17 protein-coding genes are annotated in these 16,888 nt (G+C 72.1%); 10 read left to right on the top strand and 7 right to left on the bottom strand.

The features are described from left to right. Nucleotides 1-99: 99 nt before the first annotated feature. From pstS to MTO99_RS09760, 4 genes are all read right to left on the bottom strand, one after another. Nucleotides 100-1,191 (bottom strand): phosphate ABC transporter substrate-binding protein PstS, encoded by a 1,092-nt coding sequence (gene pstS / locus MTO99_RS09775; protein WP_243558845.1) that lies wholly within the window; start codon nucleotides 1,189-1,191, stop codon nucleotides 100-102. 178 nt (nucleotides 1,192-1,369) lie between these two features. After that, nucleotides 1,370-2,317 (bottom strand): NUDIX hydrolase, encoded by a 948-nt coding sequence (locus MTO99_RS09770; protein WP_243558843.1) that lies wholly within the window; start codon nucleotides 2,315-2,317, stop codon nucleotides 1,370-1,372. Then, nucleotides 2,314-4,485: an RNA degradosome polyphosphate kinase gene (locus MTO99_RS09765; RefSeq protein WP_243558820.1), complete on the bottom strand. Its 2,172-nt coding sequence runs from the start codon at nucleotides 4,483-4,485 to the stop codon at nucleotides 2,314-2,316. Before MTO99_RS09765 ends, MTO99_RS09770 begins: the two co-directional genes overlap by 4 nt. A gap of 73 nt (nucleotides 4,486-4,558) precedes the next feature. Beyond that, nucleotides 4,559-5,251 (bottom strand): winged helix-turn-helix transcriptional regulator, encoded by a 693-nt coding sequence (locus MTO99_RS09760; protein WP_243558818.1) that lies wholly within the window; start codon nucleotides 5,249-5,251, stop codon nucleotides 4,559-4,561. A gap of 73 nt (nucleotides 5,252-5,324) precedes the next feature. Between MTO99_RS09760 and MTO99_RS09755 the strand changes: the two genes are divergently transcribed. From MTO99_RS09755 to ygfZ, 3 genes are all read left to right on the top strand, one after another. Continuing rightward, nucleotides 5,325-5,630, top strand: coding sequence for a hypothetical protein (locus MTO99_RS09755; RefSeq protein ID WP_243558816.1), 306 nt, complete (start codon nucleotides 5,325-5,327; stop codon nucleotides 5,628-5,630). A 153-nt stretch (nucleotides 5,631-5,783) separates the two neighbouring features. Further along, nucleotides 5,784-6,392, top strand: a complete 609-nt coding sequence (locus MTO99_RS09750; RefSeq protein WP_243558814.1) for a nitrobindin family protein — start codon at nucleotides 5,784-5,786, stop codon at nucleotides 6,390-6,392. Then, on the top strand, nucleotides 6,392-7,531 hold the full coding sequence (ygfZ, locus tag MTO99_RS09745) for a CAF17-like 4Fe-4S cluster assembly/insertion protein YgfZ (protein ID WP_243558812.1): 1,140 nt from the start codon (nucleotides 6,392-6,394) through the stop codon (nucleotides 7,529-7,531). The genes MTO99_RS09750 and ygfZ overlap by 1 nt, the downstream gene beginning before the upstream one ends. On the opposite strand, the gene MTO99_RS09740 is transcribed toward ygfZ, so the two are convergent. Next, complete coding sequence (locus MTO99_RS09740) at nucleotides 7,528-8,340, bottom strand: class I SAM-dependent methyltransferase (RefSeq protein WP_243558810.1); 813 nt, start codon at nucleotides 8,338-8,340, stop codon at nucleotides 7,528-7,530. The genes ygfZ and MTO99_RS09740 overlap by 4 nt on opposite strands. A 34-nt stretch (nucleotides 8,341-8,374) precedes the next feature. Here MTO99_RS09740 and MTO99_RS09735 point away from each other — a divergent pair, with 34 nt between their 5' ends. Beyond that, on the top strand, nucleotides 8,375-9,124 hold the full coding sequence (locus MTO99_RS09735; protein WP_243558808.1) for a phosphoglyceromutase: 750 nt from the start codon (nucleotides 8,375-8,377) through the stop codon (nucleotides 9,122-9,124). Nucleotides 9,125-9,194: 70 nt separating this feature from the next. On the opposite strand, the gene phoU is transcribed toward MTO99_RS09735, so the two are convergent. Next, nucleotides 9,195-9,848 (bottom strand): phosphate signaling complex protein PhoU, encoded by a 654-nt coding sequence (gene phoU, locus MTO99_RS09730; RefSeq protein ID WP_243558806.1) that lies wholly within the window; start codon nucleotides 9,846-9,848, stop codon nucleotides 9,195-9,197. A gap of 213 nt (nucleotides 9,849-10,061) precedes the next feature. Between phoU and MTO99_RS09725 the strand changes: the two genes are divergently transcribed. Further along, on the top strand, nucleotides 10,062-11,336 hold the full coding sequence (locus tag MTO99_RS09725) for a sensor histidine kinase (RefSeq protein ID WP_243558804.1): 1,275 nt from the start codon (nucleotides 10,062-10,064) through the stop codon (nucleotides 11,334-11,336). Next, entirely contained in the window at nucleotides 11,333-12,013 is a 681-nt protein-coding gene (locus MTO99_RS09720) for a response regulator (RefSeq protein ID WP_243558802.1), read from the top strand. The genes MTO99_RS09725 and MTO99_RS09720 overlap by 4 nt, the downstream gene beginning before the upstream one ends. 15 nt (nucleotides 12,014-12,028) lie before the next feature. Here MTO99_RS09720 and MTO99_RS09715 read toward each other — a convergent pair whose 3' ends face one another. Further along, the gene (locus tag MTO99_RS09715; RefSeq protein ID WP_243558800.1) at nucleotides 12,029-12,487 is read right to left on the bottom strand and encodes a DNA modification methylase; all 459 of its coding nucleotides are present in this window, start codon (nucleotides 12,485-12,487) and stop codon (nucleotides 12,029-12,031) included. Nucleotides 12,488-12,644: 157 nt separating this feature from the next. On the opposite strand from MTO99_RS09715, the gene MTO99_RS09710 reads away from it, so the two are divergent. Genes MTO99_RS09710 through rlmB form a run of 4 tightly spaced genes read left to right on the top strand, consistent with a single transcriptional unit; the run spans nucleotide 12,645 to nucleotide 16,866 of the window. Further along, on the top strand, nucleotides 12,645-13,127 hold the full coding sequence (locus tag MTO99_RS09710; RefSeq protein ID WP_149161318.1) for a CarD family transcriptional regulator: 483 nt from the start codon (nucleotides 12,645-12,647) through the stop codon (nucleotides 13,125-13,127). 55 nt (nucleotides 13,128-13,182) lie between these two features. Beyond that, a complete protein-coding gene (gene ispD, locus MTO99_RS09705; RefSeq protein WP_243558798.1) occupies nucleotides 13,183-14,370 on the top strand; it encodes a 2-C-methyl-D-erythritol 4-phosphate cytidylyltransferase in 1,188 nt (395 codons plus the stop codon). Nucleotides 14,371-14,428: 58 nt separating this feature from the next. After that, nucleotides 14,429-15,841, top strand: coding sequence for a cysteine--tRNA ligase (cysS, locus tag MTO99_RS09700; RefSeq protein ID WP_243558796.1), 1,413 nt, complete (start codon nucleotides 14,429-14,431; stop codon nucleotides 15,839-15,841). Beyond that, complete coding sequence (gene rlmB, locus MTO99_RS09695; RefSeq protein ID WP_243558794.1) at nucleotides 15,838-16,866, top strand: 23S rRNA (guanosine(2251)-2'-O)-methyltransferase RlmB; 1,029 nt, start codon at nucleotides 15,838-15,840, stop codon at nucleotides 16,864-16,866. Before cysS ends, rlmB begins: the two co-directional genes overlap by 4 nt. The last annotated feature ends 22 nt before the right edge of the window (nucleotides 16,867-16,888 follow it).

Below are 16,888 nucleotides of genomic sequence, written 5' to 3'. Positions count from 1 at the left end.
CTCGCGTGGATGCGGGGTGGCCGTGCGACGCGCGCATGCGGCCAGCCTGCCCGACCCGGCCTCCCGCCGCAACGGGGGCCGAGCCGGGCAGGCGCGGGGTCACTTGACGGTCTCGAGCGCCGCGGCGACCTTCGCACTGAGGTCGGCCGACAGCGGGGCCGAGCCGGCGTTCTCAGCGGCGATGGCCTGGCCCTCGTCGCCCGCCAGGAACGAGACGTACTCGCGCACCAGCTCGCCCTGTGCGGCGTCGGCGTACTCCTGGCAGACGATCGCGTAGCTGACCAGCACCAGCGGGTAGTGCGTCGGGTCGGTCGTCGTGCGGTCGAGCGCGATCGCGAGGTCGTTGCCGTCGCGGCCCTCGACGAGCGGCGACTCGGCGACCACGGCCGCCGCGGCCTCGGCCGAGTAGCCGACGAACTCGTCGCCGACCTTGATGTTCACCACGCCCAGGTCGCCGGCCTTCGAGGCATCCGCGTAGCCGATCGTGCCGACGCCGTTGCTGACGGCCTCGATCACGCCCGAGGTGCCCTGCGCGCCCTCACCGGTCTGGTAGGGGAACGGGTCGGCCGGTTTCTGGTCCCACACGTCGGGCGCGTTCTGGAACAGGTAGTCGGCGAAGTTCTTCGTCGTGCCCGAGTCGTCCGAACGGTGCACCGCGGTGATCGGGGTGGCGGGCAGCGTGGCCTGGGAGTTCAGCGCCGCGATGGCGGGGTCGTCCCAGCTGGTGATCTCGCCCTTGAAGATCTTCGCGAGCGTGGTCGCGTCGAGGTTGAGCTCGTCGACGCCCTCGACGTTGTACACGACGGCGATCGGGGAGATGTAGACCGGCAGGTCGATCGCCGAGGTGTCGGGTGCGCACGAGGCGAACTCGCCCGCCAGCTCCTCGTCGTTCAGGAACGAGTCGCTGCCCGCGAAGTCGGAGCCGCCCGCGATGAAGGTCTCGCGCCCCGCCCCCGAACCCGAGGGGTCGTAGTTGATGGTCACGCCGGTGTTCGCGGTCTGGAACGCCGCGATCCACGCCTCCTGGGCCGAGCCCTGGGACGAGGCGCCGGCAGCGTTGATGGTGCCCGAGAGCGACGAGGCCGCATCGGTGGGCTCGGTGGCGCCGCTCTCGTTCGCGGCGCACGAGGTGAGGGCGAGGGCCGCGGCGGCCGCCAGGACGACCGGCGCGCCGAAACGCTTGAGGTTCACGTGATTCCCTTCCGGGGTTCGATTGCAGGTGCGGGTCGGGGATGACCCGCCTGCGACGGTAGGCCGCTCGATTGACGAGCTTCCCCCGCGACGGTGAACGACCGGTGAACGACGGCTTGCGCCTCGGGGGCGCCGCCTCGGAATCGGCTGGGAACCCGGCTGCGAACCCGGCTGCGGTTCAGACCCGCGGCGAGTGCGTCTCGATCGCGATGATGCCCGAGCTCGGGTTCGTCGCGGACAGGTGCACCACGCTGAAGTCGCCCGGCTCGAGCAGCGCCGCGTCGTCGGCGTACCCGGCCAGTGGGGTGCCCGTCGCGAGCGCGATCTCGCGCACCAGCTCGCCCATCAGCGGCCGGTGGCTGCACACCACCGCGGTCTTGCCGACCCGCACCCGCTTGCCGATCACGCGGCGCACCTCCGCCTCGCCGTGGTCCCAGGCGTCCTGGCTGATGCCCGCGTCTCGCTTGATCGGGCGGCCGATCGCCGCCGAGAGCGGGGTGATCGTGGTCACGCACCGCACCGCCGGGCTCGACACGAGGCGCTGCGGCTTCCAGGCGCGCAGCATCGGCACGAGCGCCGCGGCCTGGTCGACGCCGCGGTCGGCGAGCGGCCGCGAGGCATCCTCGCCCTTCCATCTGGAGCGCTCGAGCGCTTTGCCGTGCCGCAGCACGATGAGCGCGAACGTCTCGGTCACGCCCTGGTCGACGAGCGCGGCGAACGCGTCGAGGATCGCGACATCGGGTTCGTAGGTGAGGTGCGTGCGCGCCCGCTTGATGGTGACCCACTCGAGCGCGGCGACCTCGGAGTTCGGCCGGAACGTCGAGCGCTGCACCGCCTCCTCGGTGGCGTGCGCCGCCCAGTAGTGCACGACCTTCGTGCGCCCGCTCGGCATCTTGTAGCGCGACACGCCGACCGGCACGCCGAGCGCGACGTCGAGCCCGGTCTCCTCCGCGATCTCGCGTACCGCGGTCTGCGGCAGCGTCTCGCCGGGGTCGACCTTGCCCTTCGGGATGGTGACGTCGCCGTAGACCGTGCGGTGGATGACGAGCACGTGGATCCGGCCGTCGATGAGGCGCCAGCACACGGCGCCGGCCGCGAAGACCGCCGTCTCGACCGCGCGCGTCACCGGCGGATCCCCGGTCGGGCCCGGTGCACGGTCCGCTGCATCAGCGTGGCCTGCAGGTCGTCGAGCGGATGCCCCGCCGCGTCGCTGGAGTGCCGCACCCAGGTGCCGTCGCCGTCGAGGTGCCACGAGCTCGTGCGGTCGTCCATCGCGAGGTCGAAGAACCCGTCGACCTCGCGCAGGTGGTCGGGGTCGGTCAGCCGCACGAGCGCCTCGACGCGGCGGTCGAGGTTGCGGTGCATCATGTCGGCCGATCCGATGTAGACCTGCGGGTCGCCGCCGCCGTCGAACGAGAAGATCCGGGAGTGCTCGAGGTAGCGCCCGAGGATCGACCGCACCCGGATGTTCTCGCTGATCCCCGGGATGCCGGGGCGGAGGCTGCAGATGCCGCGCACCCACACCTCGACGGGCACGCCGGCGTTCGACGCACGGTACAGCGCGTCGATGATGGCCTCGTCGACCATCGAGTTCACTTTGATGCGGATGCGGGCCGGCTTGCCCTCCTTGGCGTTCCGCGCCTCCTGGGCGATGAGTTTCAGCAGCCCCTTGCGCAGGTGCAGCGGGGCGACGAGCAGACGCTTGAACTTCTTCTCGATCGCGTAGCCGCTCAACTCGTTGAAGAGCCGCGTCAGGTCTTTGCCGACCTGGTCGTCGGCGGTCAGCAGCCCGAGGTCTTCGTAGACGCGGCTCGTCTTGGGGTTGTAGTTGCCGGTGCCGATGTGGCTGTAGTGGCGCAGCTTGCCCTGTTCCTGGCGGATCACGAGGGCGAGCTTGCAGTGCGTCTTCAGCCCCACCAGGCCGTAGACGACGTGCACGCCCGCCTTCTCGAGCTTGCGCGCCCAGGTGATGTTCGCCGCCTCGTCGAACCGGGCCTTGATCTCGACGAGCGCGAGCACCTGCTTGCCCGCCTCGGCGGCGTCGATGAGCGCCTCGACGATGGGGCTGTCGCCCGAGGTGCGGTACAGGGTCTGCTTGATGGCGAGCACGTGCGGGTCGGCGGCGGCCTGCTCGAGGAACGCCTGCACACTGGTCGCGAACGACTCGTACGGGTGGTGCAGCAGCACGTCCTTGCGGGCGACCGCGGCGAAGATGTCGGCCTGCTGGTTCGGCTCGCGCGGCAGCAGTTGCGCGTTGGTCGTCGGCACCTGCGTGGGGTAGTGCAGGTCGGGTCGGTCGATGCGCGACAGGTCGAACAGCCCGCCGAGGTCGAGCGGAGCGGGCAGCCGGAACACCTCTTGATCGGAGATGTCGAGCTCGCGCACCAGGAGCTCGAGGGTCACGTCGTCCATGTCGTCGGAGACCTCGAGGCGGATGGGCGGACCGAACCGGCGGCGCAGCAGCTCCTTCTCGAGCGCCTTGATGAGGTTCTCGGTCTCGTCCTCCTCGATCTCGACGTCCTCGTTGCGGGTGACTCGGAAGACGTGGTGATCGAGCACCTCCATGCCGGGGAAGAGGTCGCCGAGGTGGTTGGAGATGAGCTCTTCGAGCGCGATGTAGCGGGCGTCGTCGACGGTCTCGTCGGGGCTCACCTGCACGAACCGGGGCAGCATCTGCGGCACCTTCACGCGGGCGAACTCGACCCGGCCGGTGCGGCTGTTGCGCACCCGGACCGAGAGGTTGAGCGAGAGGCCCGAGATGTACGGGAACGGGTGCGCGGGGTCGACCGCGAGCGGCATCAGCACCGGGAAGATCTGGGTCGCGAAGAACTCGGCGAGGTGGGCGCGCTCGCCCTCGCCGAGCTCGTCCCACGAGACGACGCGGATGCCGGCGTCGGCGAGCGCGGGCTTGACGAGCTCCTGGTAGACGCGGGCGTGCCGTTCCTGCAGCTCGTGCGCCGCGCGCGAGATGTCGCTCAGCACGTCGCCGGGGGAGCGCCCCACGTTGGTCGGCACGGCGAGCCCGGTGACGATGCGGCGCTTCAGGCCGGCGACGCGCACCATGAAGAACTCGTCGAGGTTGGACGCGAAGATCGCGAGGAAGTTCGCTCGTTCGAGCACGGGCTGGCGCGGATCCTCGGCGAGTTCGAGCACGCGCTGGTTGAATGCGAGCCAGCTCAGCTCGCGATCGAGGTACCGCTCGGCGGGCAGTTCGGGCGCACCCTCGACGTCGAACGGTTCGAAGTCGTCGTCGAAGTCGCTGGAGGTGCGGTCGGCGTCGAGGGTGTCGGTCATCCCCACATCATGCCACCGGGGTGCGACGACGGGATGGCCGATTCCGGCGTGCGGCGGACGGTCGGATGCCGCGTCAGCTCGTCGTGGCCACCGAGGAGGGCTGCTCGTCCTCCTCGTGCACGTTGAACCGGTACCCGACGTTGCGCACGGTGCCGATCAGGCTCTCGAGGTCGCCGAGTTTGGCGCGCAGGCGCCGCACGTGCACGTCGACGGTGCGGGTGCCGCCGAAGTAGTCGTATCCCCACACCTCGCTGAGCAGCTGCTCGCGGGTGAACACGCGGGACGGGTGCGCGGCGAGGAACCGCAGCAGCTCGAACTCCTTGTAGGTGAGGTCGAGGGGCTTGCCGTGCACCTTCGCCGAGTAGCTGGCCTCGTCGATGACCACGCCCGAGGTCTGGATGCGTTCGCTCGGTCGGTTGGACTGGGCGCGCCCGATCGCGAGCCGGATGCGCGCGTCGACCTCGGCCGGACCGGCGGTCTCGAGCACGACGTCGTCGACGCCCCAGTCGGCCGTGACGGCGGTGAGGCCGCCCTCGGTGACGATGAGCAGCAGCGGCGAGGACAGCCCGGTGGTGCCGAGGATCTGCGACAGCGCCTTCGCGCCGGCGAGGTTCGTGCGGGCGTCGAGCAGCACGAGGTCGGCTTCGGGCGCGCGCACGAGCTGATCGGGCGACGCGGGGATGACCCGCACGCGATGGGTCAAGAGAGACAGAGCCGGGAGGACGTCTTCGTCGGCCGCCGGCGACAGGATCAGCAGCTGCGCCACGCACACCCTCCAGTAGTAAGGTGCCGACCATACTACGGGACGCGTGCTCGCATGCGTCGGAAACGGACGGGACATGACGCAGCAGCACTCGCGGGACGGCTGGGCGGGCATCGCTCTGGTGTGGGCGATCGCGGTGGCCGGGTCGGTCGTCGTGCTCGCGCTCGCCGCCTCCGGGGCTCGGCTCGGCGAGGCGGATGCCGCGTGGCCGGCGGTGTACGCGGCCCTCGGCGTGGTGTTCGCCGCCGCGGTGCTCGCGACCCTGCTGGTGCAGCTCGCGACCCGCCGGCCCGAGGGGTTCGTGCGCCGGGCGAGCGCGTCGGTCGGGGGCGCGGCGGCGGTCGTCGGCGTCGCCGCGCTCGCGGCGATCCCGTTCGCCTGAGCATTCCGGCGACGGCGTAGACTCGGAGCATGTCCGATCTCCTCGCCCTCGAACTCCTCTTCATCGGCCTGCTCGGTCTCGCGAGCCTGGCCATCGCGTGGATCAGCGGCGTCGTCGTGTACAAGCTGTTCAAGGGCCAGCGCTAGGCGCGCCGTGATCGAGCTTCCCGTCGACCTCCCGGCCGAGCTCGTCCCGCTCTCCTGGCTCATCGGGGTCTGGGAGGGGTCGGGCGTGATCGACTACAAGATCGGCGACGACTCGGTCACGCGCGAGTTCGGGCAGCGGGTGAGCTTCAGCCATGACGGGCTGCCGCATCTGAACTACACGTCCTACACGTGGCTGTTCCCCGACGACGAGGGCGGGGACCCGACGCCGCTGGCGACCGAGACGGGCTACTGGCGCCTGGCCAGACCGCTCGGCGAGGGCGACGCCGGCCCGGCGCTGCTGCCCGCGGTCGGCGACCATCCGTATCCCGACGCCGAGTCGGTCGAGCGGTTGCGCAACGATGCCGGCGGCTTCGACCTGGAGGTCTCGATCGTGCACCCGGGCGGGGTGAGCGAGCTCTACCTCGGCCAGGTGAAGGGCCCGCGCATCGACCTGGCGACCGACGCGGTGATGCGCACCGCCGGCGCGAAGGAGTACGCGGCGGCCACCCGCCTCTACGGGCTCGTCGAGGGGCACCTGCTGTGGGCGTGGGACATCGCGGCCCTCGGACAGGATCTGCGCACGCACGCGTCCGCCCGGCTGGCGAAGGTCGACTGATGGCCACCTCGCCGTTCCTCGGGCTCGCCGGAGCCGTCGCCGCCGACGGCGTCGACGAGGGCGTGCCCGCACACTACGGCAACCCGCTCGTCGAGCAGCGCCGGCTCGAGGCGGGCGACGCCGTCGTCGACCTGTCGAACCGCGGCGTGGTCACGGTCACCGGGCCCGATCGGCTGAGCTGGCTGCACTCGATGGCGAGCCAGGCGCTCGACCGGCTCGCCCCCGGCGAGAGTGCCGAGACCCTGCTGCTGGACGCGAACGGGCGCATCGAGCACGCCGCGCACGTCGTCGACGACGGCGAGACGACCTGGCTCGTGACCGAGGGCACCGCCGCATCCGGGCTGGCCGCCTTCCTCGACCGGATGCGGTTCATGCTGCGCGTCGAGGTCGCCGACCGCTCGGCCGACGTCGGCGTCCTCGCAGCCGCGACCGCCGACGCGCTCGACCGGGCGACCGGCGCGGATCCGGCCGGGCGCCTCGCTCCCGACTGGGTCGACCCCTGGGGCGCTCCGCGCGGGCACCGGTATGCGACGGAGCATCCCGACTGGCGCTGGGTCGAGCGCCTCGTGCCGCGCGACCGGCTCGGCGACGCGGCGCACGCGGTCGCCGCGGGCCGAGTGCAGGCCGCGGGTTCGCTGGCCGCCGAAGCGCTGCGCATCGCCGCGTGGCGGCCGCGCTTCGCGACCGAGGTCGACGAGCGCTCCATCCCGCACGAGCTCGACTGGCTGCAGAGCGCCGTCGACCTCGGCAAGGGCTGCTACCGCGGGCAGGAGACCGTGGCGAAGGTGCTGAACCTCGGCCGGCCGCCGCGCCGGCTGGTGCTGCTGCACCTCGACGGCAGCGACACCGTGCTGCCCGTCGCGGGCGAGCCGGTCGTCGCCCTGAAGGCGCGGCCCGAACCCGAGCCGGGCGCCGAGCCCGAGCGGCGCGCCGTCGGTGCGATCACCTCGAGCGCGATGCACCACGAGCTCGGCCCGATCGCGCTCGCCGTGATCAAGCGCGCGGTGCCGGCCGGCATCCCGCTCATCGTCGAGAGCCACGGCATCGACGTCGCCGCCGGCCAGCAAGAGGTCGTTCCCGCCGACGCGGGCCCCGAGGTCGACATCCCCCGGCTGCCGCGCCTCGGCGTCCGCCACTAGGCCGCGGGCGCCACGGCCGACCACGGCACGGTGAGCTCGCCGAGCCGCCATCTGCGGGCGCTGCCGGCCACGGGCCATCCGTCGCCCTGCAGTGTGCGCACCGCGGCGATCCAGCGCTGCGCCGGCCCGTAGACCGACAGCGGCGCGTGCACCGCCCAAGCCCGGTCGAGCGCGACGAGCAGGTCGTGGATGCGCTCGCCGGGCACGTTGCGGTGGATCAGCGCCTTCGGCAGGCGCTCGGCGACGATCGAGGGCGCGGCCAGGTCGGTCAGGCGCAGCCCGACGGTGAAGGTCGAGGGGCCGGATGCCTCGAGCCCCACCCAGCTCGCGATGCGACCGAGTTCGTCGCAGGTGCCCTCCACGAGCAGGCCCGCCGGGGCGAGGCGTTCGGTCATGCGGGCCCACGCGGATGCCACGTCGGCCTCGTCGTACTGGCGCAGCACGTTGAACGCGCGGATGATCGCCGGCCTGCGGCCGCCGGGCGTCGGCACCTCGAACCCGCCGACCTCGAACGACACGGCGAGGTCGGCCGCGAACGGCGTGCGGCCCGCGCGCACGTCGGCCAGCTGCGCCCGGGCGGTGCGCACCCGGCCGGGGTCGATCTCGAGGCCGAGCACCTCGACGTCGGGGCGCGCGCGCCGCAACCGGGTCGCGAGCTCGAACGCGGTGACCCCGCTCGCGCCGTAGCCGAGGTCGACCACGAGCGGGTCGTCGGCGCGGCGCAGGGCCGGCGAGTCGGCGATCCAGCGGTCGATGCGGCGCAGGCGATTCGTGTTCGTCGTCCCGCGCGTGATGGATCCGACCGGCATGCCCTCCAGTGTCGCAGGCCGTAGGCTGGGAGCCATGCCTCACACCCTCATCCTGCTGCGCCACGGCGAGAGCGACTGGAACCAGAAGAACCTCTTCACCGGCTGGGTCGATGTCCGGCTGAGCGAGAAGGGCCGAGCCGAGGCATCCCGCGCCGGGGTGCTGCTGGCCGAGCAGGGCGTCCTGCCCGACGTGCTGCACACCTCGGTGCTCACGCGTGCCATCCAGACCGCGAACCTCGCGCTCGACGCCGCCGATCTGGCGTGGATCCCGGTGCGTCGCTCGTGGCGGCTGAACGAGCGCCACTACGGCGCGCTGCAGGGCCTCGACAAGGCCGAGACGCAGCAGAAGTACGGCAACGAGCAGTTCATGCTCTGGCGCCGGTCGTTCGACGTGCCGCCGCCGCCGCTCGACGACGACGCCGAGTGGTCGCAGGTGGGCGACCCGCGCTACGCCGACCTCACCGACGACCAGATGCCGCGCACCGAGTGCCTGAAGGACGTGATCGCCCGCATGCTGCCGTACTGGCAGAGCGACATCGTCCCCGACCTCGCCGCCGGCAAGACGGTGCTCGTCACCGCGCACGGCAACTCGCTGCGCGCGCTCGTGAAGCACCTCGACGGCATCGGCGACGACGACATCGCCGAGCTCAACATCCCGACCGGCATCCCGCTCGTCTACGAACTGGGCGACGACTTCATGCCGCTCGGCCCCGGTCGCTACCTCGACCCCGAGGCCGCCGCGGCCGGTGCCGCCGCGGTCGCCGCGCAGGGCGACAAGAAGTAGCCGCAGACGTCGAACGGGCCGGTCGGAGGATCTCCGACCGGCCCGTCCGCGTGCGCGTGCGCGTGAGCGATCAGTCGTCGTCGGGTGCCCAGTCGCCGGTGGCGAGGTAGAGCACCTTCTTCGCGATCGACACCGCGTGGTCGGCGAACCGCTCGTGGTAGCGGCTGGCGAGGGTGGCGTCGACGGTGTCGCTCGCCTCGCCCTTCCAGGTCTCGCCGAGCACCTTGTCGAACACCTGCACGTGCAGCGCGTCGACCTTGTCGTCCTCGTCGCGGATCTGCTCGGCGAGCTTCACGTCCTCGGTGGTGAGCAGTTCGACGAGTCGCTGGGCGATCTCGACGTCGAGCCGGCCCATCTCGGCGAACGTGCCGCGCAACGACTTCGGCACCACCTTGTCGGGGAACCGGTAGCGCGCGAGCTGCGCGATGTGCCGCGAGATGTCGCCCATCCGCTCGAGCGAGGCGCTGATCCGCAGCGCGCTCACGACGATCCGCAGATCCCGGGCGACCGGCTGCTGCCGCGCGAGGATCGTGATCGCCAGCTCGTCGAGCGTGAGGGTCGCGTGGTCGATCCGGGGATCGTCGGCGATGACCTCCTCGGCGAGCGTCACGTCGGACTCGTTGAAGGCGCGGGTCGCCTTGTCGATCGACTCGGCGACCAGGCCGGCGATCTCGACGAGCCGGTCCTGCACCTCCCGCATCTCCTGCTGGAACACCTCGCGCATGTGGTCATCCTCTGTCTCTGGGGCGTGCGCTGCCGATCGGAGCGGACACGGGTCGTGCGCGGGCAGGCGAGCACGACCGGGTTCCCCGATCCCGCGACATCCTCCCCTCGCCGGGTGAACGGCAGGTGCCGCGCGGCTGAACTCTTCCCAACGTAGCGCCCGAACCGGCCCGCGACGGCGTTCCGACCCCGGTGCGCTGGCTATCGTGGGGACATGGACTCGACCGGTGTGGTCGTGGCCGCGCTGGCCTTCGGCGCGTTCCTCGGTGCCGCCTTCATGATCGTGCTGCACATGGCGGAGCGCCGCGGCAGCCAGGCCGCACGCGTCGTCGCCCCGACCATTCCCGAGGGCGTCGAACAGATGCTCGACGTGCTGGAATCGGCCGGGCTCGTCGTCGATCCGTCGAACAACGTGCTGCGCGCCTCGCCCGGCGCGCTGGCCCTCGGCATCGTGCGCGAACGTGCCGTCGTGCACCCCGAACTGCTCGACATCGTCGCGGCGGTGCGGCGCACGGGCGAGCCCGTCGCCGAGGAGGTGCAGGTCGCTCGCGGGGCGTTCGGCGAACCCACGCTGCGCCTGCGGGTGCGCGCGGCGCGGCTCGGCACCCGGTTCGTGCTGCTGCTGGCCGAGGACCGCACCGAGGCCCACCGCCTCGACGAGGTGCGCCGCGACTTCGTGGCGAACATCAGCCACGAACTGAAGACCCCGATCGCCTCGGTGAGCCTGCTCGCGGAGGCGATCGACACCGCCGCCGACGACCCCGCGCGGGTGCGCCGCTTCGCGAACCGCCTCGAGATCGAGTCCGAACGGCTGGCCCGCATCACGAACGAGGTGATCGAGCTGTCCCGGCTCCAGGCGGGCGACGCCCTGCGGCCCGACGAGCTCGTCGACCTCGATGCGGCGGTGCGGATCGCGGTCGACCAGAACCGGGTCGTGGCACGGGCGCGTGACATCGAGATCGCGGTGCGCGCGCACACCGGCGCGCGGGTCTGGGGCGATCGGCAGCTCATCGTGGTCGCGATCCACAACCTCGTCGCCAACGCGATCGCGTACTCGAACGACGGCGGCCGTGTCGGCGTGGGCGTCCGGGTCGACGGCGACATCGTCTCGATCGCGGTCACCGACCAGGGCATCGGCATCGCCGAAGCCGACCTCGACCGGGTGTTCGAGCGTTTCTACCGCGTCGACCAGGCGCGTTCGCGCGACACCGGCGGCTCGGGGCTCGGGCTCAGCATCGTGAAGCACACGGTGCAGAACCTCGGCGGCGACGTGCGGGTGTGGTCGTCGCCCGGCCGCGGCTCGACGTTCACGATCCGGCTGCCGCTCGGCGAGGCGCCGACGACCGACACGGATGCCGCGCCCCACGCCGGCGCCGAGGCATCCGCGAAGCCCGAGGCATCCGCGAAGCCCGAGGCATCCGGCCCGCCCCCGACCGACCGTTCCCGCCCCGCCGTCCCGGCCGCCACCCACCGAGGAGAACCCGAGTGACCCGCATCCTGCTCGTCGAGGACGAGATCGCCCTCAGCGACCCGCTGGCCTACCTGCTCGAACGCGAAGGGTACGAGGTCGAGGTCGCCGACGACGGCCTCGCCGCCGTCGAGGCGTTCGACCGGGCCGGCGCCGACCTCGTGCTGCTCGACCTGATGCTGCCCGGGTTGCCCGGCACCGAGGTCTGCCGCGAGCTGCGTCAGCGCTCCAGCGTGCCGATCATCATGCTCACCGCGAAGGACAGCGAGATCGACATCGTGGTGGGCCTCGAGCTCGGCGCCGACGACTACGTGACCAAGCCGTACTCCACGCGCGAGCTGCTCGCACGCATCCGGGCGGTGCTGCGCCGGCGCGGCGAGGCCGTCGACCTCGACGACGCCGTGCTCGAGGGCGGCCGCGTGCGCATGGACGTGGACCGGCACACGGTCGAGGTCGACGGAGCGCCCGTGCCGATGCCGCTGAAGGAGTTCGAGCTGCTCGAACTGCTCATGCGCAACCCGGGGCGGGTGCTCACCCGCGGGCAGCTCATCGACCGGGTCTGGGGGTCGGACTACTTCGGCGACACGAAGACCCTCGACGTGCACATCAAGCGGATCCGCTCGAAGATCGAGGTGACTCCGTCGGAGCCGGTGCAGCTCGTGACGGTGCGGGGGCTCGGCTACCGCTTCGAGGGCTGAGCCCTGCGGGCCGGGTCAGGGCACCAGGTGGCGGTACTCGGGCAGACGCCCGTCGAGCACCGGCACCTGGATCTCGACGCCCTCGGCGCCCTCGGTGGAGAGGAAGACGTCGGCCAGGCCGCCGGGGGCGGCACGCACGTCGGTGAGCAGCACCGGCTCCTCGTCGACGCCGAGCACGACCTGCTCGCCCGCCGGCACCTCGACCGTCTCGGGATCGCCGGAGGCGAGCCCGATCTCGAGCTCGGCGTCGCGGTCGCCGTGGTTCGACACGGTGAAGACCGCGTTCGCGTCCTCGCCGTCGTCGGCCTTCACGAGCAGGAGGTTGCGCACCTCGAGGTCGCCGACGTTCGCCGAGACGCCGTCGCTCGCGTCGTACTTCTCGGTGGTGGCCTGGTAGGTGATCAGCGAGCATCCGGAGCCGCCGACGGCGACAGCGAGAGCCAGAACGACGGATGCCGCGAGACGCGCCTTCACAGAACCTCCAAAGCGAGCGGGCGCACGCCATCGACCGTTCGTCGTGCGTGCGGGGATCGTCACGATCCTAGCGCACCGGGGGAGCGCGCAACGCGGCGGAGAACCTTAGCAGGTCGGTGCTGTGGTACCCTATAAGTTGCCGAAAGGACTCCTATTCATGCTGTTTGAGGTTGGCGAGACCGTGGTCTACCCGCACCACGGGGCCGCAACGATCACCGAAGTGAAGAAGCGCATCATCAAGGGTGAAGAGAAGCTCTACCTCAAGCTGAACGTCACGCAAGGCGACCTCGTCATCGAGGTTCCGGCCGAGAACGTCGACCTCGTCGGCGTGCGCGACGTCATCGGCAAAGAGGGTCTCGACAAGGTGTTCGAGGTGCTGCGTGCGCCGTTCACCGAAGAGCCGACCAACTGGTCCCGCCGATACAAGGCGAACCTCGAGAAGCTCGCTTCGGGTGATGTCATCAAGGTGTCCGAGGTCGTGCGCGACCTGTGGCGCCGCGACCAGGATCGCGGGCTGTCCGCGGGCGAGAAGCGCATGCTCGCGAAGGCGCGCCAGATCCTGATCTCCGAGCTCGCGCTCGCCGAGAAGACCGACGAAGAGCAGGCGTCCGGCCTGCTCGACGAAGTGCTCGCATCCTGACGCGAGTACGCGAACCGCGAAGGTAGCCCCGCCTCGGCGGGGCTACGCTCGTTTCGTGGAGCAGTCGACCGTCGCCGTCATCGTCGTCGCCGCGGGCAGCGGCACCCGGCTGGGTCGGGCCGAACCGAAGGCGTTCGTCCCGCTCGCCGAGCGGACGATCCTCGAGGTCGCCCTCGACGGCGTCCTCGGCATGCGCGAGACCCCGCACGTGGTGCTCGTGGTGCCCGCCGACCTGGTCGACGCGGCCCGCGCCGCCGCCGTCGCATCCGCCGAAGCCGCCGGTGCGCCGCTCGACGTGGTCGCGGGCGGCGCGACGCGCCAGGAGTCCGTCGCCCGGGGCCTCGCCGTCCTCCCGCACGTGGTCGACACCGTGCTGGTGCACGACGCGGCACGCCCGCTCACCCCGTCGCCGGTGTTCGACGAGGTCGCCGCGGCGGTCCGCGCGCGCGGGCACGGCGTGATCCCGGCGCTCGAGGTGGTCGACACGATCAAGCGCGTCGACTCGGGGCGGGTGCTCGAAACGGTCGATCGGTCGACCCTCGCCGCGGTGCAGACCCCGCAGGGCTTCCCGCGGGAGACGCTCGATCGCGCCTACGCCGAGGCCGCGGCCGAGTTCACCGACGATGCCGCGCTCGTGCAGGCGGCCGGCCTGGCGGTCGATGTCGTGCACGGCGACGCCCGCGCGTTCAAGATCACCGTCCCCGCCGACCTGCACCGTGCCGAACAGCTCGTGCGCGCAGCATCCGGATCGCGACGCGCACCCGCCGCACCGCGCGTGGGCAGCGGCACCGACGTGCACGCGTTCAGCGACGACCCGGCGACGCCGCTGTGGATCGCCGGGCTCGAGTGGCCGGGGGAGCGCGGGCTCGCCGGGCACAGCGACGGGGATGTCGCGGGGCATGCGATCGTCGACGCGCTGCTGTCCGCGGCCGGGCTCGGCGACATCGGCGGCATGGCCGGCGTCGACGACCCCGTGTTCGCGGGCGCGCACGCCGCGGTGTTCCTCGCCGAGGCGCGCCGCCGCGTCGAGGCCGCGGGGTTCCGGATCGGCAACGTGTCGGTGCAGGTGATCGGCAACCGGCCGAAGCTCGCCCCGCGTCGGGCGGAGGCCGAACGCGCCCTGTCCGACGCGCTCGGCGCCCCGGTGTCGGTGAGCGCCACGACGACCGACGGGCTCGGGCTCACCGGGCGCGGCGAGGGCGTCGCGGCGATCGCGACGGCGCTGCTCGTCCCCGTCGGCTGAGCGCCTCGGCCCGGCTCGCTGACAGCTTCGCGGAGCCGCTCGCCGGTACGCTTGAGCGGTGAGCATCCGCCTGTACGACACCAAGGCCCAGTCGCTGCGCGACTTCGCGCCCCTCCGCGAGGGTCGCGTCGGCATGTACGTCTGCGGGCCCACCGTGCAGTCGAGCCCGCACATCGGGCACCTGCGCAGCGCACTCGTCTACGACCTGCTGCGCCGCTGGTTCGCGCACCGCGGGTACGACGTCACGTTCGTGCGCAACGTCACCGACATCGACGACAAGATCCTCGACGCGGTCACCGGCGAGCCGTGGTGGGCGCTCGCCTACCGCGTGGAACTCGAGTTCACCGCCGGATATGCCGCGCTCGGCATCCTCCCGCCGACCTACGAGCCGCGGGCGACCGCGAGCATCCCGCAGATGCAGCAGCTCATCGCGTCCCTCATCGAGCGCGGCCACGCGTACCCGGCCGCCGACGGTTCGGGCGACGTGTACTTCGACACCGCGAGCTGGCCGGCCTACGGCGAGCTCACCCGGCAGTCGCGCGACCACATGGAGGCCGCCGCCGACGCCGATCCGCGCGGCAAACGGGACCCCCGCGACTTCGCGCTCTGGAAGGGCCGCAAGTCCGACGAGCCCGAGGACGCCTCGTGGGCGTCGCCGTGGGGCGAGGGCCGGCCCGGCTGGCACATCGAGTGCTCGGCGATGTCGCGCCGGTACCTCGGCGACGAGTTCGACCTGCACGGCGGCGGGCTCGACCTGCGGTTCCCGCACCACGAGAACGAGCTCGCCCAGTCGACCGCGGCGGGGCTCGGGTTCGCCCGCTACTGGGTGCACAACGGGCTGGTCAACGTCGGCGGGCAGAAGATGTCGAAATCGCTCGGCAACTCCGTCTACGCCGCCGAACTGCTCTCGATGGCCTCGCCGCTGGCGGTGCGCTACCTCCTCGGCGCGGCGCACTACCGCTCGACGCTCGACTACACCCCGACCTCGCTGGCCGAGGCCGAGGCCGCGGTCGACCGCATCCGCACGTTCCTGTCGCGCGTCGAGCGGCGGCTCGCCGGCACCCGGTTCGCGGGTCAGGGCGCGCCGGTCGTGCCCGACGCGTTCGGTGCGGCCATGGACGACGACCTCGGCGTGCCGCAGGCGCTCGCCGTGCTGCACGAGACGGTGCGCGCCGGCAACCAGGCGCTCGACTCCGAAGATCTCCCCGCCGCCGCCGAGGCGCACGGCCAGGTGGTCGCCATGGTCGGCGTGCTCGGCATCGATCCGCGCGATGACCACTGGCGATCGGATGACGCGGGGCCCGCGTCATCCGCCCTGGCCGCCCTCGTGGCCCGACTCCTCGACGATCGCCGCGCGGCACGCGAGGCGAAGGACTGGAGCGCCGCCGACCGAATCCGCGCCGAGCTCACCGCAGCCGGCATCACGCTCGAGGACACCTCGACCGGAACGCATTGGAGCCTCGAATCATGAAGGGCAGCAGCGGCAAGCCGCGCAGCGGCGCCGTCCGCAAGGGCGGTCACAGCAAGCAGGTCGGCACCGGAGGCCACGGGCGCAAGGCGCTCGAGGGCAAGGGACCGACCCCGAAGGCCGAGGATCGCGCCTGGCACAAGGCGGGCAAGGCGAAGGCCGCGCGCGAGCGCTACGCCGCCGCTGGCGGCAAGGGCGTGCCCGGCCAGCGCGGCAAATCGTCCGCCGGCGCGCCGCGCGGGGCGACCGGCGCGTCGCGCCGCGCGAAGACGGGCGACGAGTCCGAGATCGTGACGGGCCGCAACTCGGTCGTCGAGGCGCTGCGCACCCGCATCCCCGCCACCACGCTCTACCTGGCATCCCGCATCGAGATGGACGACCGGGTGAAGGAGGCGTCGAAGATCGCCACCAACCGGGGCATCCCGATCCTCGAGGTCACCCGGCCCGAGCTCGACCGGCTCGCCGGTGAGGGGTCCGTGCACCAGGGCATCGCGCTGAAGGTGCCGCCGTACGAGTACGCGCACCCGATCGAGCTGCTCGACGAGGTGCTCGCGGGCGACGAGACCCCGCTGTTCATCGCGCTCGACGGCATCACCGACGCCCGCAACCTCGGGGCGATCATCCGCTCGACCGCCGCGTTCGGCGGGCACGGCGTCATCGTGCCGCAGCGCCGCTCGGTCGGTGTGAACGCCGGCGCCTGGAAGACCTCGGCGGGCGCGGCGGCCCGCATCCCGGTCGCGATGGCGCCGAACCTCACCCAGACGCTGAAGGCGATGCAGCAGCGCGGCCTGTTCGTGCTCGGGCTCGACGGCGGCGGCGACGTGTCGCTGCCCGGCCTCGACTTCGCCGACCGGCCGATCGTGATCGTCGTCGGCAGCGAGGGCAAGGGGCTGTCGCGGCTCGTCACCGAGACCTGCGACGCCGTCGTGTCGATCCCGATCTCGTCGGCGACCGAGTCGCTGAACGCCGGCATCGCCGCGTCGGTCACGCTCTACGAGATCGCGAGGCTGCGCGCCGCGCAGGCCTGATCGGGCCCGGCGGGCGGAGCCG

This window comes from Agromyces larvae (assembly GCF_022811705.1).
GTDB classification, from domain to species: Bacteria; Actinomycetota; Actinomycetes; order Actinomycetales; family Microbacteriaceae; genus Agromyces; species Agromyces larvae.
This window is presented reverse-complemented; position numbering and strand designations above follow the sequence as displayed.

Bases quoted from the DNA above. Each gene is read 5' to 3' on its own strand.
- MTO99_RS09765 (WP_243558820.1), bottom strand. From the start codon at position 4,485: ATGACCGACACCCTCGACGCCGACCGCACCTCCAGCGACTTCGACGAC.
- MTO99_RS09755 (WP_243558816.1), top strand. From the start codon at position 5,325: ATGACGCAGCAGCACTCGCGGGACGGCTGGGCGGGCATCGCTCTGGTG.
- ygfZ (WP_243558812.1), top strand. From the start codon at position 6,392: ATGGCCACCTCGCCGTTCCTCGGGCTCGCCGGAGCCGTCGCCGCCGAC.
- MTO99_RS09740 (WP_243558810.1), bottom strand. From the start codon at position 8,340: ATGCCGGTCGGATCCATCACGCGCGGGACGACGAACACGAATCGCCTG.
- MTO99_RS09735 (WP_243558808.1), top strand. From the start codon at position 8,375: ATGCCTCACACCCTCATCCTGCTGCGCCACGGCGAGAGCGACTGGAAC.
- phoU (WP_243558806.1), bottom strand. From the start codon at position 9,848: ATGCGCGAGGTGTTCCAGCAGGAGATGCGGGAGGTGCAGGACCGGCTC.
- MTO99_RS09725 (WP_243558804.1), top strand. From the start codon at position 10,062: ATGGACTCGACCGGTGTGGTCGTGGCCGCGCTGGCCTTCGGCGCGTTC.
- MTO99_RS09710 (WP_149161318.1), top strand. From the start codon at position 12,645: ATGCTGTTTGAGGTTGGCGAGACCGTGGTCTACCCGCACCACGGGGCC.
- rlmB (WP_243558794.1), top strand. From the start codon at position 15,838: ATGAAGGGCAGCAGCGGCAAGCCGCGCAGCGGCGCCGTCCGCAAGGGC.